Here is a 26,125-nt window from a genome sequence, read left to right on the forward strand (position 1 = left end):
TTCAGCTTTTGAATAATAACAATAGGAATTTCATGTCACGTTCAATTCGTTTGCTCAATCTGCTGCAACTTTTAAGAGAATATCGTTATCCAGTCACAGCACAGGTGTTAGCAGAGCGATTGCAGATCAGTCAGCGCAGTGTGTACAGAGATATTGAGACCTTACGTGATCAAGGTGTGAATATTGATGCGGCGGCGGGTTTAGGCTTTCAGCTTAAAGAAGATTTTTTGTTGCCGCCAATGACCTTGAATGAAACCGAAATTGAGGCCATTTTCCTAGCATTAAATTGGCTAAATGATATTCCCGATCAAGCTTTAAAATCTGCTTCCAAAGCCGTTCTTGCGAAGTTAAATGCCGTGTTACCTGAACACTGCCAGCATTTATTAGAGCAAACCACATTGAGATCAATTACAGCATGGCTACCTGTCAATGAAATGCTGGTGGAACAAGTTCGTTTAGCGATTCGACAACAAGTTAAAATCACCGTGGATTACGCTGATGAACAGCAAAGAATCAGCTCTAGAGTTTTGTGGCCTTTTGCTTTAGGTTATTTTAATGATCGCATCGTGCTTGCAGCTTGGTGTGAACTGCGTGATGGTTTTAGGCACTTTCGAATTGATCGCATCCAGCAATTGAGCCTCAGCCAAGAACTTTACCCAGAATTTAAACAACAATTATTTCAACAATGGTGGACACAAGAAGTTTGTCGTGCGACTACTGACAAAAACTGACAATCACAGCCATTAAATTTAGATAAAACCAACAAACAAGGAAATATCAAAATGGCACTTAAACTTTATACCAATAATATGTCTCGCGGTGTGGTTGTAGACTGGTTACTGATTGAATTAGGTGTTGAGTGTGAACGCATTGAGGTGGCTTATCAGACAGAAATGAAGTCACCTGAGTATCTAAAAATCAATCCATTTGGCAAAGTCCCTGTTTTGGTCGATGGCGATGTGGTGGTGTATGAGCTTGATGCAATTTGTGCTTATTTAGCAGATAAATTTGCAGAGAAAGGCTTAGCACCGGCATTAAATGATCCCAAACGCGGGTTGTATTATCGTTGGTTATTCTTTATCTCTGGTCCTTGGGAGGCTGCATCTACCAATAAAATGCTGGGCATTGATGTGAAAGCAGAGCAAAAAATGTCTGTCGGTTATGGTGACTATGAAGATGCTTATAATGCTTTTGTGCAGGGGGTGGGTGAGGCGAGTCCTTATTTATGTGGTGAGCAATTTACCGCAGCAGATGTTTCGGTAGCGGCAATGTTATTTTGGCAGTTAAAAATGAATGAAGTGCAATCACATCCAGCGATTGAACGTTATTTAGAAAATATTTCCAAACGACCAGGTTTCCAAAAGTTTGCTGCGGTTTTTAGCAATGCTTAAGTGATCATCAATCAAAAGCCGACTAAGTCGGCTTTTTTTAACTGGCATAAAGTGGAAATTGATCCAAATCAAAAACGAGCCGAATTTCTTCTAAGAATTGTTCAGTCGTTTCGTTCGATGAGATTTTATTGAAGCTCATAAATACATCTAAGCAAGGCAATGCATGATTTAAGGCTTTCACTACGACCTTCTCGGTTGCCAATGCTTGCATATATGATGGCAAAATAGCACAACTTTGCCCTGAATCCACGGCTTCGATGCTTTCCGCAATACCGTTGGCTTCATGGATAGTTTTGAACTTAATTTGATGCTGATCGATAAACTGCAAAATCGTTTTTGCGAGTGGCTGAGATAGTTTGTGTGAAAGAATCGTAAGGTCTAAGCCGTTGAGTTGATCCGTTGTGATTTCATCTACATTCGCTAGAGGATGTCGTTTGGGGAGCATAAAAATCAAAGGCTCTTTCAGGACAAGCTGACTTGCAAAGGTATCATTTTGAAAGTCTTGATTTATAAAAATAATGTCTAAATCGCCTTTCTTTAATTCATTAATTTGATCGCTTTCTTTTAAGTTAAGTGTTCGGATTTGAAGCTTAGGAATTTTGACTCTCAAGCGAGGGATAATATAAGGAAAAATCCGTATTTCAGCCGATGGCACAAAACCGATGCGAAGAAACTGTACTTTTGCCGCTGCGACTTGGCGAGCCATTGTTACCGCTTTATCTGCTTGATTTAAGGTTAAGCGAGCTTGTTCCAAAAATACATGACCCTCTTCGGTCAGCTCTACTTTGCGTTTGGTACGATGAAACAACTGCACACCAACATCATCTTCCAGATCTTTGATTTGCTGGCTCAAAGATGGTTGAGCGGTGTGAAGTTTGATTGCAGCTTTGCTAAAATTAAGTTCTTCTGCAACGGTGATGAAATAGCGTAAATGTCGTAATTCCATAAGACTGATCCAAGTATGTCTTACTGTTATTTTTAAAAGTATGGGTATTCGAAAGTCGTTCTGTGTGGCGGATTATATAGTAGCTTCTTTTTTATACAATATGCTTCATTTTAAAATATAAAAAATGTATTAAAAAATTAAGCATTCGATAGGAGCAATCTAGATGATGAAGCTTAGCAATAACTTAAATTTGTGTTGACTCAAGTGAAGAAAATCAGCATAACTAAAAACGTTATGTTAGGATCAAATTTGATCGTTTGACTGTAATCAAACCCTCTCAAAAATCATACAATAGATTGATTTGAAAAAAGTTAGAGTGATAGTCCGTTATCATTTTAAGCTTATTCATTGATGCTAAAGATGATCAGATTTCATTATAGAAGAAGTACATGAAAGATAAGCCGACATTAACCTATCAATTGCCGACCCAATCTTGCTTGAGCCATACTTTTGGGAAACCTCCATTTCCACATGAAACATCTGATCATTGTGGGGTTGATCGCTTTTATAATTTGGAAAAGCGTCTAACGCCTTTTGATCGAAAAGGATTACTGACTTGGCTTGCGACACGTAAATCTTATACGTGGAATGTTGACCGTTCGCATGAATGGAACATGCGTAACCATATGTTGGAGCTTCCACAACATCGACCCGAAGCAGACCTCAATAACTGGCAAATCTGGTTTGTTGGTCATGCCACAGTCTTGATTCAAATTGGGCCATATAACTTTTTGACTGATCCAGTTTGGTGTGAATATGTGAGTCCTAAACAAGGGCAAGGGCCGCAGCGTGCTTGTCCTGCTGGAATCGCACTTGAGCATTTACCTACGATTCATGGCGTACTATTGAGCCACAATCACTACGATCATATGGATCTTGCGACTTTAGAATGGTTGCATGAAAAATTCGAGATGCCAATCTACACAGGTTTAGGCAATAGTCACTATATGCCCAAACATTTGCATGTGATTGAAATGGATTGGTGGCAGGAAATTCCGTTCCATGATGAGTTGAAGATTGCATACACACCAGCGCAACATGCCTCAGGACGTGGAATCCGAGATCAAAATCGAGCACTTTGGGGGGGATTTTCGTTATTGGCAAAAACTGGACACTGTTTCTTTGCAGGTGATACCGGTTATGCAGGCCACTTTAAACAGATCCACGAGCGTTATGGAGATGCACGAGTTGCGCTACTACCAATCGGGGCGTATGAGCCACGAAAATTGATGCGTTATGTACATATGAATCCACAAGATGCGTTCCATGCACATTTGGATTTACACGCACATCGTTCCTTGGCGATTCATTATCGAACTTTTCAGCTTACGGATGAAGAGCGCGATGCGCCAGAGCATGAGCTACAGCAAGCGATGAAGTCTTCTTCAAAATTGGTTAATCCTTTTTATTGTATTCGTGAAGGTCATTTTATTCGGGCTTAATTTTTTGAGCATCAATGCACCAAAGTGCGATGACTGAGAGACTACCTAACCCCAAATTCATCACGACAGGATTGAATGCTTGATAAATCCTGTCTGGATAAATCAATAGAACGCAGAGCAATAAGAGGGTCAAACCCAATAAATTCAGATAATGTAAATACTGATGTTTGATAAATAAGAATAGACTTCCAAAAATAATTTCTGCAATCCCTGATAAAACAATCATATCGGTGATATAGGATGTCGGGATATGTATGAACTGCCATAATACCTTTTCATCAGCGACTTGAAAGATGAATTTGGGAAATAACCCTTGATAAATCCAAAGTAGCGCAATCATCAACTGACAAAATTTTAAGATACGATGAAGCGCCATTTCAGCATTCTTCATTTTAATTTCTCATCTAATAAAAAGTGCGATTCCACATCTGAACCAACAACATAGCAGTGCTCAGTTTTGCCAAATAGCCGATAACGATTTAATGCGATGCGACGATAGGCAAAGTCGCGTAACTTTTTTGGAAGCAGTTTGCCGTATTTTAAAATGGAATAAGGGAAATCGAGACGCTGCATGATCCGCAAAAAAGCAGTTGATTCGGTATAAAGCTGACCTTTTTCTAGCAAAATCATGGTTTCAAAATGGTCAGTTGGAAATTGATATTTTCTAAGAATTTGTTGTCCTAGTTGAGACTGAACAGAGACTAATTTGAATTGAGTTTGATGGTTATGTTTGATCATGAAGTCAGCCCAAGTGGAGCAGAGCACACACTGCGCATCGAATAGGATCATGTTGTGTTCTTGAATCAATTGTTGGATTTGATTTGGCATGATTATTTTTCTACTAATATTTTGCGTTTTATATAAAAATAAAGAACCACGAGGGTTCTTTATTTTCTTTCATTTAAAATATCACATGGATTAGGCGAGATCAAAACGATCTGCATTCATCACTTTGACCCAAGCTTTAACAAAGTCTTTTACGAATTTCTCTTTGTTGTCATCTTGTGCATAGACTTCAGCATAAGCACGTAGAATGGAGTTTGAACCAAATACTAAGTCCACACGACTTGCTGTCCATTTTACTGTGCCGCTGTCACGCTCAACGATGTTGTAGCTGTTACGACCTGTTGGTTTCCAGTTGTACTGCATATCTGTCAAGTTCACGAAGAAGTCGTTGCTGAGCACACCAATACGATCTGTGAGTACACCTTGAGGGTTGTCGCCATAGTTCGCACCAAGTACACGTAAGCCACCAACTAAAACGGTCATTTCAGGTGCAGTTAATCCCAAAAGTTGAGCTTGATCTAGCAATAACTCTTCTGGTGTCGTTGCATAGTGTTGTTTCTGCCAGTTACGGAAACCATCATGTAACGGCTCTAAAGGTTCAAATGAATAAACATCTGTTTGTTCGGCAGTTGCATCGCCACGACCTGCTGCAAATGGCACGGTAATTTGAACTCCAGCTTTATGTGCTGCTTGTTCAACAGCCGCTGTACCACCAAGTACGATGAGATCAGCAATACTTACTTTCTTGCTTAAGCTGGCTTGGATTGACTCCAACACTGCCAAGACTTTTTGTAAGCGTTCAGGTTCATTAGCTACCCAGTCTTTCTGTGGCGCTAAGCGGATACGTGCACCATTTGCACCACCACGGAAATCCGAACCACGGTAAGTGCGTGCACTATCCCAAGCGGTTGTGATGAGGTCGCTAGCCGATAGACCACTTGCAAGTAACTTCGCTTTGAGTTCCGCGACTTCACCATCAGTTAAGGTGTAATCTACTGTTGGAATCGGATCTTGCCAAATTAAATCTTCTGCTGGTACATCCGCACCTAAATAACGACTTTTTGGTCCCATATCACGATGCGTCAGTTTGAACCAAGCGCGCGAGAAAACTTCTGCAAGATAGGCTGGGTCACGATAGAAACGTTCAGAAATCTTACGGTATTCTGGGTCAATTTTAAGTGCCATATCGGCATCAGTCATGATCGGGTTGCGGCGAACATTCGGATTGTGAGCATCAACTGGTTTATCTTCTTCTTTAATATTGATCGGTTCCCATTGATGCGCACCCGCAGGGCTTTTACGCAATTCCCAGTCGTAAGTGAAGAGTAAGTAGAAAAATTCATTATCCCATTTGGTTGGATGAGTCGTCCAAGCACCTTCGATACCACTGACCATGGTATTACCAGCATTGCCTGTGCCTTCTGAGTTATGCCAACCTAAGCCTTGGAATTCAACATCAGCACCTTCCACATCAGCGCCTAAATTTTCTGCTTTACCATTACCATGTGCTTTACCAACAGTATGACCACCCGCAGTTAAAGCAACGGTTTCTTCGTCATCCATCCCCATACGGTCAAATGTGGTACGCATATCTTGTGCAGTACGCAATGGATCAGGTACACCATCCACACCTTCTGGGTTGACATAGATTAGACCCATTTGTACTGCTGCGAGCGGATTTTCAAGGGATGCACGATCTTGATCGTTGTCATAACGGTTTTTAGTTGCATCTAACCATTTTTTCTCACTGCCCCAGTACACATCTTTTTCAGGTGCCCAAATATCGACACGGCCGCCCGCGAAACCAAAGGTTTTTAATCCAGCAACGTCATATGCCACTGTACCTGCGAGTACGATTAAATCGCCCCATGAAATTTTGTTGCCGTATTTTCTCTTGATTGGCCATAACAAACGGCGGCCTTTATCTGTATTGACGTTATCAGGCCAGCTGTTTAATGGCGCGAAACGTTGATTACCTGTATTTGCACCACCGCGACCATCTTGTTTACGATAGCTTCCTGCAAGGTGCCATGCGGTACGAACCATCATCCCGACATAACTGCCCCAATCCGCTGGCCACCAATCTTGGCTAGTATTGATCAATTCACGTAGGTCTTGTTTAACCGCTTCTAAGTCAAGCTCAGCAAATGCTTTGGCATAGTCAAAATCTGGATCCATTGGATCAGTTTTTTTATCGTGTTGATGTAAAATGTCGAGGTTTAAAGCATTCGGCCACCATGCCATTGGGCCACCGCTCATTTCCGTATTGCCGCCGTGGAGAACAGGGCATTGTCCTGAGGACGTTGTATTTGCTTGTACTTTATCGTCTTGGCTCATGATCTTTCTCCATCAAAATGACTTGTGAGCGAAGTCACTTCAACTATTTACCGTTCAAAATTATGAATGTTTTAGTGATTCATCCTGCAAATTGGGTATCGAGTTAAGAGATGCCTAAATTTGGTTTCACATGAATCAGTTCACATTCTTTGTACTTTTACTCTAGGTTTATGAAACCTTTTTTTCCAATGGATTAAAGTTGATGTCTTAAATGCTTTATTCGATTGAAGTTGCATAAATCTTAAACATGAACTGTGTTGTTGTGGATGTATAAATTGTTAAAAAAAGATAAAACATAATGAAAAATAAAGAATTATTGAATTATTTTACTTTCGTCGAGTATCCGTCGAAGCTAAGCCGAGAATGCTTTAAAAATATTTGTTTTTTTAAAATAATAATGGCTCCCATCTGTTGCTGTTATGTAAAAGTCAGCTATTTTCATCGGGCAAGGAACTTAATTCCATTATTTCAAGTGATTCGTTACAAATAGTCTGCTGAGTTGATATTTTAATTGTTGATGATGCTTTGAGTTGAAGATGTGTAAGTGGAGCAGTTTTTGGAGTTGGTTATGGTATTTTTGTTTGATTAATGAAGAGATTTCAAAAATGAAAAAAATAGCACTGAGTCTTGGTCTATCTTTGACAGCTTTAACGGGTTGTAGCTCTATGCCACAAACAGATCATATCAAAGCAAATCACTCTAGCGCCGTAACGGTAGAATTTGTTGGGCAGGGAAATTACAGCGTTCAACCACAACAGGGCACAGTAAGTCTATATGCTGTCGAAAGCCGTATGGCGGATGTCCCAGCAACCCTGATTCAACAAAAGAAAGTTCAAGTATCACAAGTCCCTTTTCGTGTTGAATTGAGCTTACCTACGGATCATCTGAAGTTGATTCGACCACCAGTAAGAAGTGATGCGGAAGTTACTTATTACGTGACATGGGAGTCTGATATGAAGAATCTCTCAGGTAAAGATGCAATTGTGATTGATTATGATCGTAAGTTTCCACGAGTGACATTGAATGGGAGTAAGCAGCAAATCTACTTACGTGAAACTAAGTAAAATTTAAATACTGATATAAAAAAGAGCGATATTCTAAGAATAATCGCTCTTTTTCTTTATTTTTAAAAATGCGTTAAGCGCCGACTAAACGGTTGGATTTGACCATATCGCCAAGCCCATGTGTCTTAAAGTAATGTTCTAACCAACTTTTTACGACCAGAGGATTATTCATTTGCAGAACATCATCTAATAATCTTTGAGCATCTGTCATAGGCACATGACAAATTGCTTTGCGTACACGCAAGATGTTACTCGAACTCATAGAGAGCGTATTAAAGCCCATCGCCATTAATAAAATTGCTGATAATGGATCACCAGCCATCTCACCGCAGACGCTTACAGGTTTTTCATGAATATGACATTCTTCAACTAAACGTTTTAAGGCACGTAACACAGAAGGGTGGAAGTGCGAATATACGTTAGCAACATGCGGATTATTACGATCTACAGCAAGTAAGTACTGAGTCAAATCATTTGAACCCACCGAGAAGAAATCAACCAGTTCGGCAAACTCACCAATTTGTAATAGTACGCTTGGTACTTCAACCATAATTCCGATTTTAGGACGTGTGATTTTGACTTGCTCTTCTTCTTGGACCGCAATCCAGTCACGCTCAAGTAAATACAACACTTCTTCTACTTCACTGACACTAGTCACCATCGGAAGAAGAATATGTAAATTATTCAAACCAATACTGGCTTTGAGCATCGCGCGAATTTGTGCTGAAAAAATCTCAGGATGATCGAGGGTGAAACGTAAACCACGCCAACCTAAAGCAGAATTTTCCTCTTCAATGCTGAAATAAGGAAGGTCTTTGTCCGCGCCAATATCCAGTGTACGCATAATCACAGGTTTATTGGCAAAATGGCTGAGTTGTTGGCGGTAAATGGCGCGTTGTTCTTCTTCACCTGGGAAGCGTTCACGTAGCATAAATGGAATTTCACTACGATATAAACCAACACCTTTTGCACCACGTTGTACGCCGCGCACAACATCGATCATTAAACCCGTATTGACGAATAACGGAATAGCAACACCATCAGGCGTTACAGCATCTTTAGTTTCGTACTGCTTTAAATCTTTTGCAATTTGTTCTTCTTCTTTTTGAACTTCTTTATAACGTTGACGTAAACGACGTGGTGGATTGACAAAGACACGTCCTTGATACGCATCCACAATCATTTCAATATCATCAAGCGTCGTGATTGGGAGCTCAGTCACACCAACAACCGTTGGAATACCGAGTGCGCGCGCCACGATCACCATATGTGAATTGGCAGCACCTTCAGAAGTTACAATTGCGGCAATATTATCGACAGGAAGCTCGACCAACGCAGCAGTACTGATTTCTTCGCCGATCAGGATACTATCTGGGCTCAGTTCTCGGTGACTAGAATCGGCTTCTTGTAAACATGCGAGAATGCGACGACCAAGATCTTTTAAGTCGGAAACACGCTCACGTAAATAGTCATCTTCCATTTGCGCAAATAGCGCAATATGTTTATCGATAACTTTACGCACAGCACCTTGCGCCCAACTTCCTACTCGAATGTGCTCTTTAATTTCACTTGGCAAGACATTTTCATCCAACATTCGTAAGAACACGCTAAACAATGCACGTTCTTCTGACATGAGTGAGTCTTGCATTTTTTCATCTAAAGATTGTATTTCAAGACGAACAGAAGCAATCGCTTGATCCAAAAGTTCTAATTCATCGCTGATATCTTCAGCTTCGCGATCAGGAATTGCAGTTAGATCGGCTGGGGGATATAGCACAATTGCTCGACCTAGCGCGATACCGCCAGCACCCGAAACCCCTTGGAATGTTTTATAGGTTGATCCGTTACTCGGTTTACGAAATACATCAATATTACCGACTGCATGAGCATGTGCGATCACACCAGATAGTTGTGCGCAAAGGGTAACAAGGAAGGATTCTGCGGCTTCGCTAAAGTCTTGTGATTCTTTATTTTGAACGACTAAAACGCCCATTACTTTACGGCGATACATTACAGGAACGCCAAGGAATGAGTTATATAGTTCTTCACCTGTCTCGGGTAAATAAGCAAAGCGTTCATGCTTTGGCGCATTGTCTAAGTTGACAATTTCTTCTCGTTGACCGACTAAGCCAACCAGACCTTCACCAACATTTAAGGAGACATTGCCGACCGCTTCTGGTTTTAAACCTTTCGAAGCCATAAGCACATAGCGGCGATTTCGTTCATCCAATAAATAAATAGAGCAGACATCAACATGCATTGCTTCAGCCACATGATTGACCATAATGTCCAAAGATTCATGCAAACTGACGGACGCATTTATTTCTTGTACGATGCGTCTAAGCGTGTCGAGTTGCATGTTTGACATGGATGTTTACTCCAATTTATTGAATCGTTATAGGCCTAGTTATAACAGCTCTAATGTCAAAAATCATTGCTTAAAATGATGATTCTACGACAATTAACGCTGAGGTAATTGTAAACACAACTCCATCATGGCTTTGCGGTAAACATCTCGTTTGAAATTGACCACTTGACCCAATGGGTACCAATAACTCACCCATTGCCATTCATCGAATTCGGGTGGGTCTGATAGGTTTAACTGAATATGATGAGGCGATGCCGTTAACTTCAGTAAAAACCACTTTTGCTTTTGTCCAATACATACCGGATCTGAATCTGACCGAATGTACCGATGTGGCAAACGATAACGCAGCCAACCTTTTGTTTGCGCTATAATTTGGACGTGTTCGGGCAATAAGCCGACTTCTTCTCTCAGTTCACGATAAAGTGCCTGTTCAGGGGTTTCTCCAAACTGGATACCTCCTTGTGGAAATTGCCAAGCATTGTGACCAATGCGCTTTGCCCATAAGACTTGTCCGTCATCGTTTGCCAAAATGATCCCGACGTTGGGTCGGAAACCTTCTGAGTCGATCATTTGGCTACCTAAATTTTGTCTATATCGTTGACTTTGATCTCGGGGACAGTCACTCTTCACGTCCAACTCGAAAAAGGTCAAAGTAAAATGTTTAAAATTGCTATGATCTTAACGAATTTCTATCGACTAGCGGAGATAGATTTACATTTTTTTTCTTAATTTTCAGTTTAAACGAGAAATTCTATGCAATTGGCTTTGTTTGATTTAGATCATACGCTGTTAAATACTGACTCTGACCATTCATGGGGTGAATTTTTGGTCAATGAGGGTTTGGTTGATCCAGTTCATCATCGTCAAATGAATGACAAGTTTTATGAAGATTATAAAGCAGGGCAACTTGACCCAATTGCGTATAATGAATTTGTTTTTGAGTTTTTAACCAAGCATGACAATCAGTACTTAACTGAGTTACATCAACTGTTTATGCAGAAAGTCATCCGCCCGAAAATGAGACCTAAAGGTTTTGATGCAATTAAAAAACATCAAGACTTAGGTCATGCGATTGTCGGTATTACAGCGACGAGTGATTTTATTACCGCACCTATTTTCCGTGAGTTTGGGATTACTGAAATTATTGCGACCAGTGCAGAAGTCATTGATGGACAATACACGGGGAAAGTCACAGGTGTTCCTTGCTATCAACAAGGTAAATTGACGCGCTTAGATCAATGGCTAGCTGGTCGTACCGTTGAGGAGTCTTGGGCTTATTCAGATTCAATCAATGATCGCTTTTTACTTGAATACGCGACCCATGCGATTGCGGTGAACCCAGATAACCGTTTGGAAAAACTCGCGCAAGAACAGGGCTGGGAAATTCAAGATTGGTCAATCTAACTGAGTCAGCATAATTTGAATGAATTATTAAAACCTCCCTTTCGTCAGGGAGGTTTTTTTGTCATATAAATGTCACTTTTAAATTTTAAGATGTCAGTATGAAAATAAAAATAAATCAAGAAGCACAAACTTCCAATCAACTCAGCGAATTGCTGAGATTAAAAAGACAACAGCCGATTATAAAAACACGTTGGATCATTTTACCTTTTATCATATTCGGATTGATGTATGCGTGGCAGCAGCAATTTTGGACAGCTTGGGTGATTATTCCAATACTTTGGTGTGTGCTTGTTATCAATATTTCATTGCTTACCCGATCTCAACGCGCTCGATTACAGACGATTGAACAACTAAAAATAGAGCCGATTTTTTGGAATAAACTTCGCCAGTCTCATCCTGAGCTGACTTTGAAACAACGACAATTAATAGAAGTGGGTTTTAAGGATTACTTGGCGCTGCATGTTATGCAAAAGCAAGCTTATGCAATGCCATCAAATGCGGTTGATGCACTTTGGCATGTCATGTTGGAATTCCCTCAGCAGTATCAGCAATTATGCCATGCAACACTTGGTCGAATTCTCAACCACAATCCATATCATTTAAATACTGAACCAGAACAACAGCAAAAACAGTTATTCGAATCATGGAAAATAAGCTGTAAATTACATGGATTCGAACCCAAGCATAGTACTGTCATACCTCGTTTGTTTGTGATAGATCAAGCCTTAGGTTGGGTTGATGGTCAATACTTTGACTTAGATGAAATGAGCAAAGACTATTCTAAATACCAACAAGCTCAGTCTTCTTCAAGTTGTGGAAGTAGTTGCAGCAGTTGCGGAGGCGATTAATCTTTTTGCATCATTTGAATGAGTTCTTCTGCTGCTTTAGATTGAATACGTGCAGGATGCCAAACCATACCCAGTTGGCGATTCATATTTAATTGTAAATCGAGCTGTTTCAAATCCTGATTGAGTAACGTCTTTGGTAGAACTGACCATCCCAGACCAATCGAAACCAACATGCGAATTGATTCTAAGGGATTGTTGCTCATGGTGATTTTAGGCTTTAGCCCTTTGTTTTCAAATTCAGCTAACGTAATTTGACTGGTATAAGTATGCGCTGATGGCAATAAGCTCGGATAAGCAATTAAGTCTTCTAATGTAAGGTTGCTTTGTTGCGAGAGTGGATGAAATGGTGATGCAACAAAAACTAAAGGGTCATTCCAAATGGTTAAATAATTAAGTCGATCATCTCCCGTCGGTGGAAGGGTTAGAAATGCAAGTTCTAATTCACCTGCAAGTACCTGTTCATGTGCTTGTTCTGAATCAACAAAATGTACATCTAAAGTGACTTGAGGAAAGAGCTGTACGAAAGCTTTTAGTGGCTCTGCGAGATGGTGCAAACCAATATGATGACTTGTACCAATCTTTAAACGACCTTGTACCTGTGTTTGTTCATGACTTAGTGTGTGGTGGATTTCACCGAGCTCATTGAGCCAAGTTTTTACTTTTGGAAGTAAAGAATGCGCTGCATGAGTTGGTTGAATACCGCGGCCTGCAGATTCAAATAATTTCACACCAAAATAATCTTCTAGGCTATGAATCCGTTTCGTTACCGCTGGCTGAGTAATGAATAGCTGTTCGGCAGCAATGGAAATTGAACCCGTTTCCATCACTTTAACAAATGCTTCAAAAGCGGCAAGATTCATAGTTTAGACTCGAAAATCATTAAAATTTAGATGTTTGTTCTGAGACATATATAGCTGACTATTTTAGGTAAAAGCGCTGAACAAATATAGTTTAAGCTGTATATGTATAATTAAAAGTTAGGCTTTTTGCTCAGTTCTATTCCAAATTTTTTCATGGAAGAAGAATGCAAAGGCTTGTACTGTAGGTTCAAGCAAGCTCAAAGTCACTGCCATGATCAGATTTCCTGTTACAACATAGGCAACCAGCATTGCTACTGTGATATGCATGAAGTAGTAACTTAACGTTTTTTTTAAAGTTCGTTGATTGTTAATCACGAATTGCTGAATATTTGCCATCGCTGTCACCATCTTAAATCTTATTTATATAAATAATAATCATTATCATTTAAAAAGTAAAAAAGAAATTTGTGATAAACCACATTGATTAAAACAATCGCTGACATAGAATGAAAAGTAGGGGATAAAGATGCTTATTTTTTGTAAATAAAATAGTTATATGGAAAATATTATAACCATAGAGGGATTGGTTGAAGATTTATCAATTCAACCAAGCCACTTAAAACTCGATATGATGAGCTATCGTGCACGTTATGTAAAAAGTAAAAAGTTCACTTGCAAGATAAATGGATACATTTTTCAGGGAAATTTTCAGGAATTATTTTTTGAAGAGGGAAGTCTTGTTCGAATTGTAACATATGCCTATGATGATGTTTCTTTACGGCATCATATTGATGCGTTATTAAATCTTAAAACGGCAATTCTTCATATTCCAGCTTGGATGGGCTATGGATTCAAGTATTCCTTATTAGATATAGCTATTATTTTTCCAATATTAATATGGTTAAGCATAGTCATCTCTTTTAGTTTACTTTTTGGAGGTTCATCAGTTGCCATTACTTTAGCTATGCTGTTAGCTAAGCTATTTTTGATCCTATATTTAATTATTCAACTGCTATGTATCCCTTTGTTTTGGGGATTGGTTCGTGCTGATAAGGAATTATTAGGTGATATCGGTTTTTCTCAAAATACTATTGCTTTGCAACGAATCTTCTTCTTCAGACGTGGAAAATTAAGATTTGAGCATTCATATGGTGAAGTTTATTTAAACGGGAAATACTGTCATGGAATTCATGACTGCTTTAAATTGCTGGAGGTTTATCCCGAATTTAAACTGTCAGATGTATATGTCGAATAATTTATTCTAATTAAAATTAACCTCTTCTATTGGTTAACTTGTTTTGTTGCTTTTTAATGAGTTGATAGCTAAATTTTTAAAACTGTTTTATGTATTCCTAAAAGTTTATTAATTTATAAAAATGATAAATTAGATTTATGTGAAACGATTGCTATAATCAATTTAAGATTAAGAATACCCAGTCCAATGACAAGCACGATGGAGAGCGATGACATGGCAGGCAAGACATTGTATGACAAATTATGGGATGACCATTTAGTAAAGCAGCGCGACGATGGTTCGAGCTTGATTTATATTGATCGTCACTTATTACATGAAGTCACAAGTCCTCAGGCATTTGAAGGCTTACAGCTTGCCAATCGCCAACCTTGGCGCTTAAACGCTAATGTCGCAACCCCAGATCATAACGTTCCAACCTCTAAAAAGGAACGTGAACAAGGTATTGCAGGGATTGAAGATGATACCTCGCGTATCCAAGTTCAAACTTTAGATGATAACTGTAAGACTTTTAATATCACCGAGTTTGGTATCAACGATATTCGTCAAGGGATTGCGCATGTAGTTGGGCCAGAGCAAGGTTTGACCTTACCTGGTATGACCGTTGTTTGCGGCGACTCACATACAGCAACACATGGCGCTTTTGGCTGTTTAGCACATGGTATCGGTACATCTGAAGTTGAGCATGTATTGGCAACACAATGCTTAGTACAAAAGAAATCTAAGAATATGTTAGTGCGTGTTGATGGTGTATTGGGTACAGGCGTCACGTCAAAAGATGTTGTTTTGGCAATCATTGGCAAGATTGGTACAGCGGGGGGTACTGGTTATGCGATTGAGTTCGGTGGTCAAGTCTTCCGTGATATGTCGATTGAAGGGCGTATGACAGTATGTAACATGGCAATCGAAGCGGGTGCACGTGTGGGCATGGTAGCTGTAGATGATAAAACGATTGCTTATGTCAAAGACCGCAACTATGCGCCACAAGGCGAAGAGTGGAATCAAGCAGTCGAGTATTGGAACACGTTGCATTCAGACGAAGATGCCGTATTTGATGCAGTTGTTGTGTTGAATGGTGCAGAGATCGAGCCACAAGTGTCTTGGGGAACTTCACCTGAAATGGTAATTCCTGTTTCTCAAGCTGTTCCGACCTTAGAACAAGCAAAAGATGATGTGCAGCGTAATGATTGGACGCGTGCTTACCAATACATGGGCTTAACTGCAGGTCAGGCATTGGCAGATATCCAATTAGATCGCGTGTTTATTGGTTCATGTACCAATTCTCGTATCGAAGACATTCGTGCTGCAGCTGAGGTTGTGAAAGGCCGTAAAGTCGCGTCAAGTATTAAACAAGCGATGATTGTGCCGGGTTCAGGGTTAGTAAAACAACAGGCTGAAAATGAAGGTTTAGACCAAATCTTCTTAGAGGCTGGTTTTGAATGGCGTGAACCAGGTTGTTCAATGTGTTTGGCGATGAATGCAGATAAATTACAACCGGGTGAGCATTGTGCATCGACTTCAAATCGTAACTTTGAAGGTCGTCAGGGTAATGGTGGGCGTACACATTTAGTGAGCCCAGCGATGGCGGCGGCGGCGGCGATTGCAGGTCATTTTGTTGATGTTCGTTCATTCTAAGGGAGCAAAGTCATGGAAAAATATACTGTAGAACAAGGTATTGTTGCGCCTTTAGATCGTGCTAATGTCGATACGGATTTAATTATTCCGAAGCAGTTTTTGAAATCGATCAAACGTACGGGATTTGGCGATAACTTATTTGATGAGTTACGTTATTTAGATGAGGGTTATTTAGGACAAGATATTAGTAAGCGTCCAAAGAATCCTGACTTTGTTTTGAATAAACCACGTTTTCAAGGCTCAACTATTTTGTTGGCACGTACCAACTTTGGTTGTGGTTCAAGTCGTGAACATGCACCTTGGGCACTCAATGAATACGGTTTCCGTACCGTGATCGCACCTAGCTTTGCTGATATTTTCTTTAACAACTGCTTTAAGAATGGCATGTTACCAGTGATCTTGTCAGAAGAGATCGTTGATCAGTTATTTAAAGAATGTGAAGAGGAAGGCTATCAGCTTACGATTGATTTAGATGCACAAGAAGTGCGTACACCGAAAGGCGAAGCATTTAAATTTGAAATTGATCCATTCCGTAAACACTGTTTGTTAAATGGGTTAGATGATATTGGTTTGACTTTACAAGCTGCGGATGACATTCGTGCTTTTGAGGAAAAAGCAAAACAAGCACGTCCTTGGGTATTTAAGGATATCAAAGCTTAAGTCTCACTTACATTTTTTAAATGTAAACATGACTAAATGTCGAGGGACATTTTAAACATAGCCGTAGCGCAGAGATTGAACTCTTGTTAACATGCTAGCGAAGAAGATTTGCTTGCATGTTTGCATGATATGAGGACTGGGCTTGAATAATGAAAACAAAACTCGCTCGCAGTATTTTGCTGTGTTTAAGTGTCGGTACAACGTTAACTGCGTGTCAAAACACAACCACTGTAGTTGACCAAGTTCGTATTGCACAAAATACATTAGAAGACAAAGCGAACAATGCGACTTTATATTGTTCAGGCGTGGATAATTGTGAATTCGAAAGAATTAATGATATTGGTGTGATTGATGCTAAATCGCATCGTGTAAGCCAACAAGCCATAGAAAAAGGCATTGTTCGATTACATGGTTCGATTTTAAGTCTAAATCAACAGGTTTACTTAAGTGTGCCTGCTAAGCAATATGAAGTTGTTATTCGTTTTTATCCAATTTCCCCAGATCGTGCTGAAACTTTTCATATCATCCATGCGTTTAAACCACGTACACGCTATACCTTTAAAATGTACCGAGATAGAGCAAATCGTGTAGAAAACTTGCTCAATGCATCAGCTCCAGATCCTTTGTGTGTTGATCTATTGCAAGAAGAGCGCATGATTCGTCGATTCTGCCGTCCGTATGATGTGAAGACAGGTTTGGGCGAATTTGTTGAAAAAAAGATTTAATCAAATAGCAGCTTGAATGCTGTGTGGATGAAATTGGAAAAGTAGATGTCAAAACATATTTTAATTTTAGCGGGTGATGGGATTGGTCCTGAAATTGTTGGTGCTGCTGAGAAAGTACTGACAAAGGTCAATGATAAATTTAATTTAGGTTTGACATGGGAACATGGCTTATTGGGTGGCTCAGCAATTGATGCCCATGGTGAACCATATCCAGCAGTGACAAGTGCACAAGCTCAAAAAGCAGATGCGATTTTGTTGGGTGCGGTAGGCGGGCCTAAATGGGACATGATTGAACGTTCAATTCGTCCAGAACGTGGATTGTTGAAAATCCGTAGTGAATTAAATTTATTCGCAAATTTACGCCCAGCGATTCTTTATCCTCAATTGGCAGATGCTTCGAGCTTAAAACCAGAAGTTGTTGCTGGTTTAGATATTTTGATTGTTCGTGAATTAACAGGTGGTATTTACTTTGGTCAACCACGTGGTATCCGAGAATTAGAAAACGGTGAGAAGCAAGGTTATAACACTGACGTTTATTCAGAAAGTGAAATTAAACGTATTGCCAAAGTTGCTTTTGAATTAGCTGGCTTACGTGGTGGAAAAGTTTGTTCTGTCGATAAAGCAAACGTATTGGAAGTTACTGAGCTTTGGAAGCAAACAGTGACTGATTTACAGCAAGCACAGTATTCAAATATTCAGCTTTCACATATGTATGTCGATAATGCAGCAATGCAACTTGTTCGTGCACCAAAACAATTTGATGTCATCGTAACAGGTAACTTATTTGGTGATATCTTGTCTGACGAAGCAGCAATGTTGACGGGTTCAATTGGCATGTTGCCTTCAGCATCTTTAGATGAAAATGGTAAAGGTATGTATGAACCTTGCCATGGGTCAGCACCAGATATCGCTGGAAAAAATGTTGCAAACCCACTTGCAACGATTTTATCTGTTGCGATGATGTTGCGTTATACCTTCCGTGAAGAAGCTGCGGCAAAAGCGATTGAAGATGCAGTAGGTCAAGTTTTAGACCAAGGTTTGCGTACAGCAGATATTATGTCAGAAGGAATGAGCAAAGTCGGTACAGATGCAATGGGCGATGCTGTTGTTGCGGTGTTAGGCTAAAAATCTGATCTATAAAAAATGCAGCGTGTGCTGCATTTTTTATTTGTCGTTAGCAGGCCTTTCCTTCATAACGGATAGAACGAGCAATTTGTTGTTGATCAAGATCAAAAATAATATGGCAATAAAAATTGACATCGTAAGACTGTTGGCTTGTTGTCGTAGCACCTAAACGTGTACCTATCATTGTTGGACCTGCTCCCGCATAAGTTTGTACGATAGGTACGGGTATATTAATTGGGCGAAGTACGGTAAAAACTAACTGCTGGTCAGTTTGGGTTGGTTGTTTTAGAGTTTGGAAGCCTAGGCTCTTGAGATTAAGATTTTGCTGAATATTATCTGCTGATTGACCGATATAAGGTTGTAAGTAGTCTTGTAGTTGAACCGAGCGCCAGCCAGGGGTTGCACAGCCTTGTAAAATGAGCGCTATAGATAATATGTAAAACTTATAATTCCGCATGAATATTCCTTTATTTCTAAAATAAATCTTTGAATTTATTATAATCGATCACTATTCTAATCGGGAAACAAAAATATACAAACTTGTCTATTTCTGAGTAATGTTCAAGCATAACAAAATGTGATTAGATATGTCGCATAATTAAGTTATCGAGAAAATTTGATGCATAAGATAGTGCTTGGTCTTTTGTGTTATGTCGTTGCGACATTAAGCTATGCCGATAATTGTGATAAAACACGCAATACTTATGATGATATTTACTGCACTAATAAGATTTATGCCAGTGCTGATGCTGACTTAAATAAGAATTATCAGCAGTTACGCAAACATCTCAATGAAACGCAACAAAAGATTCTAAAAAAGTCGCAGCTGGCTTGGATACGCCATCGGGATGCAAGTTGTACCGATTCGCAGCAAAACAGCGTTGATGTGGAATGTCGGTTGAGTACTACTCAGGAGCGTAACCATTGGCTATTAGAGCGCCTACGCGAGTGCCAAACTGTAGGGTGTAAAACCACACGTCTGAGCGAATAATTTAAGAATAAGCGTAAAAAAAGCCACAATCATGTGGCTTTTTTGCATTCACTAATCTGATTTAGCGCGCACGATAAGTGATACGACCCTTAGTTAAGTCATAAGGTGTCATTTCAACTTTAACACTGTCACCTGTCAAAATACGGATATAGTGTTTACGCATTTTACCAGAAATGTGTGCAATAACTTCGTGACCGTTTTCTAAACGTACACGGAACATCGTATTAGGAAGCGTTTCGGTGACAACGCCTTCGAACTCAATGAGTTCCTCTTTATTGGCCATAGCCTACCTGATGATCAAATTGGAAAGGCGCAAATTATAGTCAATTTATTTGAAATTTACAAGACGCTCTCTTAGCAAAGCTTGTACAGATGAATTGGAAAAAACTGTCAGACAATCCTCATTTTTTTTTAACAAAAGAAGCAGAATAGTGTTGTCAGTTTGGTCAATCAACGTTAATCTAAAATTATTGTTTATTGTCACAATAACGTATCTACAGGGAAGGGCACTGCGTGGGTCAGTTAACAGATGCATCGGTTGTATTGCGCTTTGGTTATCAGGCAATTCGTAAAGCAGGATTACCAACTGAAGAGATTCTAACAAAAGCAGGTGTAGCACTAAATCAAGTTGATACAAATGCAAGAACCCCACTGAGTGCACAAAATGCATTCTGGATTGCGGCACAGGAAGTGAGCAATGACCCAGATATCGGTTTGCATTTAGGTGAGCATTTACCACTGTATCGTGGTCAAGTGATCGAGCATTTGTTTATCAGTAGTGAGACTTTTGGTGAGGGGCTCAAGCGAGCTTTGGCTTATCAGCGTTTAATTAGTGATGCTTTTGACGCTAAGTTAGTGATCGAAGATGGGCGTTGTTACTTAAGTAACGGCGAACAGTATTGGTCTGACAATTTAGTGAATCGCCATTTTTCTGAATGTGCGATGTCAGGAATCTTACGTTTTTTTAAATTTATTACTGAAGGTCAGTTTCAACCAATTTTCATTGATTTTAATTTCAATGAGGGTGCGGATGATGACGAGTATTTTCGTGTTTATGGATGCCCAGTTAGTTTAGGTCAGAGAGAAACGCGCTTATATTTTGATATGGCAGTTTTGGACTATCCTTTATGGCAGGCTGAACCTGAATTACTACAATTACATGAGCAGCTTGCAATTGAAAAGCTGCAAGAACTTGCTCGTTATGATTTAGTCGGTGAAGTGCGCCGTGCAATCGGCTCAACACTTGAAAGTGGTGAGACAACGTTAGAAACAGTGGCTGCACAACTTAGTATTACGCCACGGCGTTTAAGAACACAGTTAAGCGAAGCAAATACAAGTTTTCAGCAAATTCTATCGGATTATCGTTGTCGTTTAGCGAAAAAGTTATTGGCAAATACCAATGAAAGCGTAGAGCGTATTGTATATTTAACGGGTTTCTCTGAACCAAGTACGTTCTATCGAGCATTTAAACGTTGGACCAATGAAACACCAGTTGAGTATCGGAAGCGTAAACAACGTTAATGGTGTGAGGAATTTTAAAGCCTTATCGTTATCGATAAGGCTTTTTTTATTCAGGTAGATTTAACCATTGTGGCCCAAGGGGTGGCTGAGGCAATTCAAATTGATCAGGGTAATAGCACTGGATGAAGTATAAGCCATCAGGTGGCGCAGTAACGCCAGCAGCTTTACGATCTTGCGCTGCAAACATGGTATCAATGTGTTCAATTTCATACATGCCTTGGCCAATTTCAAGCAAACATCCCATGATATTTCGAACCATGTGATGTAAGAAGCCATCTGCTTGTATGTCTAAGACCAAATAACGACCATGTTGGAATAAGCGGCAGTGCTTAACATGGCGAACGGGCTGATTTGATTGACATGCAGCAGCTCTGAATGACTCGAAGTTATGTGTACCTTCAAACTTAGATGCGGCTGCAATCATTTTATCAACATCAAGTTCAGAATAGATGTGTGTAACCTGTTTATGTAGCAGAGCAGGGCGATGAGGTGCGTTATAAACAATATATCGATAACGTCGAGCAGTCGCTTTAAATCGTGCATGGAAATTTTCATCCATGCATTTGATCCATTGGATTGAAATATCTTTCGGTAACTGACTGTTTGCCCCCATCATCCAGCCGCGCTCTGGTCGAATTGCCTCTGTATCAAAATGAGCAACCATGTTGGTCGCATGAACCCCAGCATCGGTACGTCCAGCAGCATGAACAATAATTGGTTCATTGGCAATTTTGCTGAGGACTTTCTCAATGGTTTCTTGGACACTTACAACGCCAGCTTGTTGAGTTTGCCAACCACGGTATTGAGTACCGCAAAATTCAATACCGATTGCATAACGTTGCATATTTGAACCTCAAGATAAATGCTGATTCCATTGATCAAAACGTTGATCAGGGGAGGGGTATTTTAAATACATTTGCAGCGCTTTTGCATATAAATCAGCATGGCTTAGACAATCATTGACCAAAACTTTCGCTGTATTTACCCAAGAACTAATAGCATAACGTTGATCTAATTGTCCAAAAGTGACTTGAGAACTAATGATACAAATACATCCCTTGCTAAATAGAGCTTCGAATAATGTAATGAGTTGATCATTGATTGCAATATTGCCTGTACCAAATCCTTGTAAGATTAAAAAGTGAGGAGGATTGGATAAGATATTTTCAAGTTGTTGTTGTAATTGGAGTTGTCCAATCGGTTGAAGCATTAGATTGAATACACTTAAATGGGCGGCTTTTTCAATATGTTCATTCTGTACAACGAGCGTTTTGGTCGCAGTCTTACAATCTAGGTTTGCATCAACTCCAGCAAATGCATTTAAATCGGTAGTATGAACTTTAAGCGTGGTTTGAGCATGGAAAACTTGGTTATTGAATCCAAGATATACTCCTACTGGAAGTACTTGCACCTGTTCTAACGCTAAATATAGGTTGCCAGTTGCATCTGTGAACTCTCTGGTATCGCTACCATCGATATTGAGTAGAGGATATTGGCTACCTGTGATGATGGCATGGCAAGATTGAGCTAAGAAGCGCGCAAGGGTCGCTGCTGCATAACTGAGCGTATCGGTACCGTGAATAATTACAAAATGTTGATAATCCTGCAATTGCAGTTGTTGTATTTGTTGTATAAGAGGAAGCCAATCTACAGCTGTACAAGCACTACTGTCTTTGATACTTGGTGCTGCAAAGCAGTCTACATTTAAATGTGGCGGAATAACCTTTTCGAGTAAAGGTAAAAAATGCTGTTCAGGCATTGGCATGAGTGGTTCGCCAACACAGCCAAAAGTTCCACCCATGTAGATTAAAGCGATTTTTTTCATCATAAAAAAAGCAGTCTTAGAGACTGCTTATATTAGACTGATCAAATTCAGGAAGCTATTTTATTCAGTAACTTTTCTGAGCTTTGTTGTTGATCAGCATCAAAAATAGACTGACTGTTTTGTAATAAAGTACGAGCAGATTCGTAAGCGCCTAATTCGATATATTGCTCAGCTAAATCCAAATTCAGTTGAGCTTCATTCAGTTGTTCCAAACCAGGGAATGATTGAACAAGCGGATCATTGCTAACAACAGATGAGACTTGTGTTGCGGTTTCTGATGTGGTGAATTCAGTAGTTTGTTCCGCAGCAACTGGCGTTGGTTCAGCAAGGTCAAACGAAAACTCTGTTTTCTCTGCAAGAGTTTCTGGTTGCTCTGCTGGTGTTTGAGTCGTTGGTTCAAAACTAAAGTCCAGACTAGGAGTTTCTTCTACTTTAGGTGCTTCAGTTGGCTCAGGTGCTACGTCTAAAGTAAAGTTGAAATCTGGTTCAGTCTTAGCTTCTTCTTCAACTTTGGTTTCTTCTGGAGTCGCTGTATTTGGCTCTAGACTGAAAGAAAATTCAAGAGGGGTTTGTTCTTTAACTTCTGTAGTTTCAGATTCTACAGGGGTATGAGATGCCTCAGGAACTTGCGTCTCTTTCTGTTCAAAAGAGAAATTAAAGTCTAAAGGTTGAACCTCTGGTGTAGGTTCAGCAGGTTTTTCTTCTTCGACTGGCGCGACGTATTCAGTTTGTAAGTCATCAAAAGATTGATTTGATGGTGCTTGAACTAAGGCATCAAAGTCTGCTGTATTATTTTGCGGTGCAGCTGCTTCCGTCGTTGTTGGACGTTGATTAAAGTTGCTGCTGTTCGAATGAAAATCAATTGAGTCTGGTTGTTTATTTTTTTCGTATTCACTTTTTTTAGCTTCAGCTGCATGAGCAATATCTTCAAGCTTTAAAGCATGAACATGCTTGATTAATTGATCAATCGCAAAATCATCTTTTTGGGCTAGATGGATATCTAAAAGAAATAAATATAATTCATGTTGAGAGTTATCTTGCTTTAACGCTTGATTAATTTGAGCCTCTGCAGCTTGAAAGTTTCGTTCTTGAATCTGTTGTTCAATTTTTTCACGTAAACTGTCAGATATTGCAGTTGTTACGAGTGGAGCGGCTTCTTGCTCTTCACGTGCTAAGGTTGTGCGTGATGTCTTTTTGGCAGTTGCTTTTTTCGTTGCTTTTCCAGCAGCAGTCCCTTTCTTAGGTGCTGCTGTATTCTGATTGTCACCACGTTTCTTTAAAACGATTGCGACTACCAATACGATGACGAGTAGTACAATTATTATAGTTGACATGATCTATACCCCTTAAAGATAGAGCCGCTTTTGCAAATTTATGAGAATCTTCTCGTAATTCAGTGTGTTGGCTTTTTAGTTTCCTGCTGCGCTTTCAACCGTTCTTGTAGCTCGGCAAGTCGAGCATTTAGGAGTTGAATTCGCTGTTCCTTCTGACGTAGTGCCAACTCTAACTGTGTTACGTTTCGTTGTAATGTAACGGTTTTTTCCCGAGCTGTCATAACTTTTAATGATAAGTCAGTACTGGTTTTTTGCTGTAATGTGTCTTTTTTCGCACTTCCTGTACTTGAATCTTGATTGCTTTCAGCAACAAGCGACATCTCAGCTTGTTGTAGGCGATATTTTGTTTTTCCAGATGCTGGTTGAGGTGTTTGCGCTGCAATCTGATTCACATTTTGATTTTGACGACTCGGGATATTACCTAGATTGAAATTTAATTGAGAACCTTGTCTAAGTCGGTTTGCATTTCCACCAATAAATGCATGTTCATTCTGTGCCTTAATTTGGTTCATCACTTGCGACACAGGTTTATGTGTTTGACTCGCAATACGATGAGCGATACTCCACAAAGATTCATTACGTGCTACGACATGCTGTTGTTGAGTATTTTCACCTGAAACTGAGGGTATAGTGTTTTGAGGTGCTTTTTGCTTAACAGGTTGCTCTTTATTTTTAGCACGATATGCAGCGATAGTATCTTCTTTATTCTCAATAAGTTTTTCTGGGTTATCTTGATCTTGGTTTTTACTAAGAAGACTTTCATTTACTGGTTCATTTTTTGCGGTCTGTGTAACAGCAGTTTCTTTAAGTTCTGTTTTGGTTGTTGGGATTGTAGAATTTTGTCCAGCTGTTGCTGTTTTAGCAGTTATTGGCTGTGTATCGTTGTTTGCAACTGGAGCGCTGACACTTTGTTCTACTTGAGAGGGTACAACTGAGATAGCTGCAGAAACAGATACTTTATCAGTTGCAATATCTAAAGCTGGCGGGAGTTCATACGGAGCATTTAAAAGTTTCTCTTGTTTTAGAGTTGGCTCTTTGGGTATAGATGCTGTGTTAAAGCGAGTACTTTCAGGTAAATCGAGAGCAATATCTTTTTCACTCACAATAAACTTAGGCGTTAACGTTTTTTCATTACTTACTGCCGCTGCTTGAACTTTTTGTATGTTTGATCGAATTGGTTGTCTAATGTGCTTTAAATGTGATGCACCATCTTCTTGTATTTTAATAATAATATTGAGTTCAGCATCTGTCATAGGACGAGAAGAGGTAATGACGATGACACCTTCGCCTCGGTTATTTCGACGGGTAAAGAAATTCAGTGCTGATGGTGGCTGGTGAGCTGCCCCAATCATAACGAGGTCTTCTGGTGTTGCTAGGCTGACTTCTAATTTTGCATTTGGATCTGCCTGATGAAAACTCATTTCAGCATAGAGTAATTCGCCAGGTGCAGACTGGATTTGTAAAGGATCGAGCGTAATTGCATAAAGATGTTGCGAAGATAAGATGGTTAAAATGGCAATTTTTAATTTGTTATAAACAGTCATCTCGATCCATGAAAAAGTGATGTTATAGTCAGTTCAAAAGTATACATTACCGTGATGTAAATGAATTGTAAATTATTCATGTTTGATTACATAAAAAAAGCCGATCAAATGTGATCGGCTTTTGATT

At 39.6% G+C, this 26,125-nt stretch carries 27 protein-coding genes; 13 read left to right on the top strand and 14 right to left on the bottom strand.

Annotated features, from left to right (window positions below):
• Positions 1 to 32 precede the first annotated feature (32 nt).
• Both ACF8D3_RS04710 and ACF8D3_RS04715 read left to right on the top strand, forming a co-directional pair.
• The gene (locus ACF8D3_RS04710; protein ID WP_061392224.1) at positions 33 to 731 is read left to right on the top strand and encodes a YafY family protein; all 699 of its coding nucleotides are present in this window, start codon (positions 33 to 35) and stop codon (positions 729 to 731) included.
• A gap of 51 nt (positions 732 to 782) precedes the next feature.
• Positions 783 to 1,391 (top strand): glutathione S-transferase family protein, encoded by a 609-nt coding sequence (locus ACF8D3_RS04715; protein WP_392470445.1) that lies wholly within the window; start codon positions 783 to 785, stop codon positions 1,389 to 1,391.
• Positions 1,392 to 1,428: 37 nt separating this feature from the next.
• Here ACF8D3_RS04715 and hcaR read toward each other — a convergent pair whose 3' ends face one another.
• Positions 1,429 to 2,337 (bottom strand): DNA-binding transcriptional regulator HcaR, encoded by a 909-nt coding sequence (gene hcaR / locus ACF8D3_RS04720; RefSeq protein ID WP_278396548.1) that lies wholly within the window; start codon positions 2,335 to 2,337, stop codon positions 1,429 to 1,431.
• A 389-nt stretch (positions 2,338 to 2,726) separates the two neighbouring features.
• On the opposite strand from hcaR, the gene ACF8D3_RS04725 reads away from it, so the two are divergent.
• The gene (locus ACF8D3_RS04725) at positions 2,727 to 3,779 is read left to right on the top strand and encodes an MBL fold metallo-hydrolase (RefSeq protein WP_392470448.1); all 1,053 of its coding nucleotides are present in this window, start codon (positions 2,727 to 2,729) and stop codon (positions 3,777 to 3,779) included.
• On the opposite strand, the gene ACF8D3_RS04730 is transcribed toward ACF8D3_RS04725, so the two are convergent.
• The 3 genes from ACF8D3_RS04730 to katG all read right to left on the bottom strand — a co-directional run bounded on the left by ACF8D3_RS04730 (position 3,766) and on the right by katG (position 6,902).
• The gene (locus tag ACF8D3_RS04730; RefSeq protein WP_004876638.1) at positions 3,766 to 4,170 is read right to left on the bottom strand and encodes a DoxX-like family protein; all 405 of its coding nucleotides are present in this window, start codon (positions 4,168 to 4,170) and stop codon (positions 3,766 to 3,768) included. The genes ACF8D3_RS04725 and ACF8D3_RS04730 overlap by 14 nt on opposite strands.
• Positions 4,167 to 4,607, bottom strand: coding sequence for a thiol-disulfide oxidoreductase DCC family protein (locus ACF8D3_RS04735; protein WP_392470450.1), 441 nt, complete (start codon positions 4,605 to 4,607; stop codon positions 4,167 to 4,169). The genes ACF8D3_RS04730 and ACF8D3_RS04735 overlap by 4 nt, the downstream gene beginning before the upstream one ends.
• Positions 4,608 to 4,697: 90 nt before the next feature.
• A complete protein-coding gene (katG, locus tag ACF8D3_RS04740) occupies positions 4,698 to 6,902 on the bottom strand; it encodes a catalase/peroxidase HPI (RefSeq protein ID WP_061392228.1) in 2,205 nt (734 codons plus the stop codon).
• Positions 6,903 to 7,507: 605 nt separating this feature from the next.
• Between katG and ACF8D3_RS04745 the strand changes: the two genes are divergently transcribed.
• Complete coding sequence (locus tag ACF8D3_RS04745; protein ID WP_278595933.1) at positions 7,508 to 7,966, top strand: hypothetical protein; 459 nt, start codon at positions 7,508 to 7,510, stop codon at positions 7,964 to 7,966.
• A 73-nt stretch (positions 7,967 to 8,039) separates the two neighbouring features.
• Here ACF8D3_RS04745 and ptsP read toward each other — a convergent pair whose 3' ends face one another.
• Both ptsP and ACF8D3_RS04755 read right to left on the bottom strand, forming a co-directional pair.
• Positions 8,040 to 10,334 (bottom strand): phosphoenolpyruvate--protein phosphotransferase, encoded by a 2,295-nt coding sequence (gene ptsP, locus ACF8D3_RS04750; RefSeq protein ID WP_392470454.1) that lies wholly within the window; start codon positions 10,332 to 10,334, stop codon positions 8,040 to 8,042.
• Positions 10,335 to 10,427: 93 nt separating this feature from the next.
• Positions 10,428 to 10,904, bottom strand: coding sequence for an RNA pyrophosphohydrolase (locus ACF8D3_RS04755; protein ID WP_004876647.1), 477 nt, complete (start codon positions 10,902 to 10,904; stop codon positions 10,428 to 10,430).
• Positions 10,905 to 11,087: 183 nt separating this feature from the next.
• Here ACF8D3_RS04755 and ACF8D3_RS04760 point away from each other — a divergent pair, with 183 nt between their 5' ends.
• Both ACF8D3_RS04760 and ACF8D3_RS04765 read left to right on the top strand, forming a co-directional pair.
• A complete protein-coding gene (locus ACF8D3_RS04760; protein WP_392470457.1) occupies positions 11,088 to 11,738 on the top strand; it encodes an HAD family hydrolase in 651 nt (216 codons plus the stop codon).
• A gap of 98 nt (positions 11,739 to 11,836) precedes the next feature.
• The gene (locus tag ACF8D3_RS04765; protein ID WP_061392231.1) at positions 11,837 to 12,586 is read left to right on the top strand and encodes a hypothetical protein; all 750 of its coding nucleotides are present in this window, start codon (positions 11,837 to 11,839) and stop codon (positions 12,584 to 12,586) included.
• Here the strand turns inward: ACF8D3_RS04765 and ACF8D3_RS04770 are convergent.
• Positions 12,583 to 13,446 carry a LysR family transcriptional regulator gene (locus ACF8D3_RS04770; RefSeq protein WP_023013191.1) on the bottom strand — a complete coding sequence of 288 codons (864 nt, stop codon included), beginning with the start codon at positions 13,444 to 13,446 and terminating at the stop codon, positions 12,583 to 12,585. The genes ACF8D3_RS04765 and ACF8D3_RS04770 overlap by 4 nt on opposite strands.
• Positions 13,447 to 13,563: 117 nt before the next feature.
• Positions 13,564 to 13,782 carry a DUF2061 domain-containing protein gene (locus ACF8D3_RS04775; protein ID WP_019385749.1) on the bottom strand — a complete coding sequence of 73 codons (219 nt, stop codon included), beginning with the start codon at positions 13,780 to 13,782 and terminating at the stop codon, positions 13,564 to 13,566.
• Between the two features lie 160 nt (positions 13,783 to 13,942).
• Between ACF8D3_RS04775 and ACF8D3_RS04780 the strand changes: the two genes are divergently transcribed.
• From ACF8D3_RS04780 to leuB, 5 genes are all read left to right on the top strand, one after another.
• Positions 13,943 to 14,641 carry a hypothetical protein gene (locus ACF8D3_RS04780; protein WP_392470459.1) on the top strand — a complete coding sequence of 233 codons (699 nt, stop codon included), beginning with the start codon at positions 13,943 to 13,945 and terminating at the stop codon, positions 14,639 to 14,641.
• Positions 14,642 to 14,854: 213 nt separating this feature from the next.
• Complete coding sequence (leuC, locus tag ACF8D3_RS04785) at positions 14,855 to 16,273, top strand: 3-isopropylmalate dehydratase large subunit (RefSeq protein ID WP_007479101.1); 1,419 nt, start codon at positions 14,855 to 14,857, stop codon at positions 16,271 to 16,273.
• A gap of 12 nt (positions 16,274 to 16,285) precedes the next feature.
• A complete protein-coding gene (gene leuD / locus ACF8D3_RS04790; protein WP_278395779.1) occupies positions 16,286 to 16,933 on the top strand; it encodes a 3-isopropylmalate dehydratase small subunit in 648 nt (215 codons plus the stop codon).
• A 149-nt stretch (positions 16,934 to 17,082) separates the two neighbouring features.
• Entirely contained in the window at positions 17,083 to 17,658 is a 576-nt protein-coding gene (locus ACF8D3_RS04795) for a hypothetical protein (protein WP_023013195.1), read from the top strand.
• Positions 17,659 to 17,703: 45 nt separating this feature from the next.
• Complete coding sequence (leuB, locus tag ACF8D3_RS04800) at positions 17,704 to 18,783, top strand: 3-isopropylmalate dehydrogenase (RefSeq protein WP_007479096.1); 1,080 nt, start codon at positions 17,704 to 17,706, stop codon at positions 18,781 to 18,783.
• Between the two features lie 49 nt (positions 18,784 to 18,832).
• On the opposite strand, the gene ACF8D3_RS04805 is transcribed toward leuB, so the two are convergent.
• Positions 18,833 to 19,240 carry a hypothetical protein gene (locus tag ACF8D3_RS04805; RefSeq protein ID WP_019385744.1) on the bottom strand — a complete coding sequence of 136 codons (408 nt, stop codon included), beginning with the start codon at positions 19,238 to 19,240 and terminating at the stop codon, positions 18,833 to 18,835.
• 162 nt (positions 19,241 to 19,402) lie between these two features.
• Here ACF8D3_RS04805 and ACF8D3_RS04810 point away from each other — a divergent pair, with 162 nt between their 5' ends.
• Complete coding sequence (locus ACF8D3_RS04810; RefSeq protein WP_007479094.1) at positions 19,403 to 19,774, top strand: lysozyme inhibitor LprI family protein; 372 nt, start codon at positions 19,403 to 19,405, stop codon at positions 19,772 to 19,774.
• 61 nt (positions 19,775 to 19,835) lie between these two features.
• On the opposite strand, the gene infA is transcribed toward ACF8D3_RS04810, so the two are convergent.
• A complete protein-coding gene (gene infA, locus ACF8D3_RS04815) occupies positions 19,836 to 20,057 on the bottom strand; it encodes a translation initiation factor IF-1 (protein ID WP_001284370.1) in 222 nt (73 codons plus the stop codon).
• 230 nt (positions 20,058 to 20,287) lie between these two features.
• Here infA and ACF8D3_RS04820 point away from each other — a divergent pair, with 230 nt between their 5' ends.
• Positions 20,288 to 21,295 (top strand): AraC family transcriptional regulator, encoded by a 1,008-nt coding sequence (locus tag ACF8D3_RS04820; RefSeq protein ID WP_023013197.1) that lies wholly within the window; start codon positions 20,288 to 20,290, stop codon positions 21,293 to 21,295.
• Between the two features lie 46 nt (positions 21,296 to 21,341).
• On the opposite strand, the gene truA is transcribed toward ACF8D3_RS04820, so the two are convergent.
• Genes truA through ACF8D3_RS04840 form a run of 4 tightly spaced genes read right to left on the bottom strand, consistent with a single transcriptional unit; the run spans position 21,342 to position 25,998 of the window.
• Positions 21,342 to 22,139 (bottom strand): tRNA pseudouridine(38-40) synthase TruA, encoded by a 798-nt coding sequence (gene truA, locus ACF8D3_RS04825; RefSeq protein WP_392470463.1) that lies wholly within the window; start codon positions 22,137 to 22,139, stop codon positions 21,342 to 21,344.
• 9 nt (positions 22,140 to 22,148) lie between these two features.
• The gene (locus tag ACF8D3_RS04830) at positions 22,149 to 23,120 is read right to left on the bottom strand and encodes an asparaginase domain-containing protein (RefSeq protein ID WP_392470520.1); all 972 of its coding nucleotides are present in this window, start codon (positions 23,118 to 23,120) and stop codon (positions 22,149 to 22,151) included.
• A gap of 47 nt (positions 23,121 to 23,167) precedes the next feature.
• The gene (locus tag ACF8D3_RS04835; RefSeq protein WP_392470465.1) at positions 23,168 to 24,454 is read right to left on the bottom strand and encodes a FimV domain-containing protein; all 1,287 of its coding nucleotides are present in this window, start codon (positions 24,452 to 24,454) and stop codon (positions 23,168 to 23,170) included.
• A gap of 59 nt (positions 24,455 to 24,513) precedes the next feature.
• Positions 24,514 to 25,998, bottom strand: coding sequence for a FimV family protein (locus tag ACF8D3_RS04840; RefSeq protein WP_392470467.1), 1,485 nt, complete (start codon positions 25,996 to 25,998; stop codon positions 24,514 to 24,516).
• Positions 25,999 to 26,125 lie beyond the last annotated feature (127 nt).

It is taken from the genome of Acinetobacter sp. YQ_14, from assembly GCF_043102985.1.
GTDB classification, from domain to species: domain Bacteria; phylum Pseudomonadota; class Gammaproteobacteria; order Pseudomonadales; family Moraxellaceae; genus Acinetobacter; species Acinetobacter venetianus.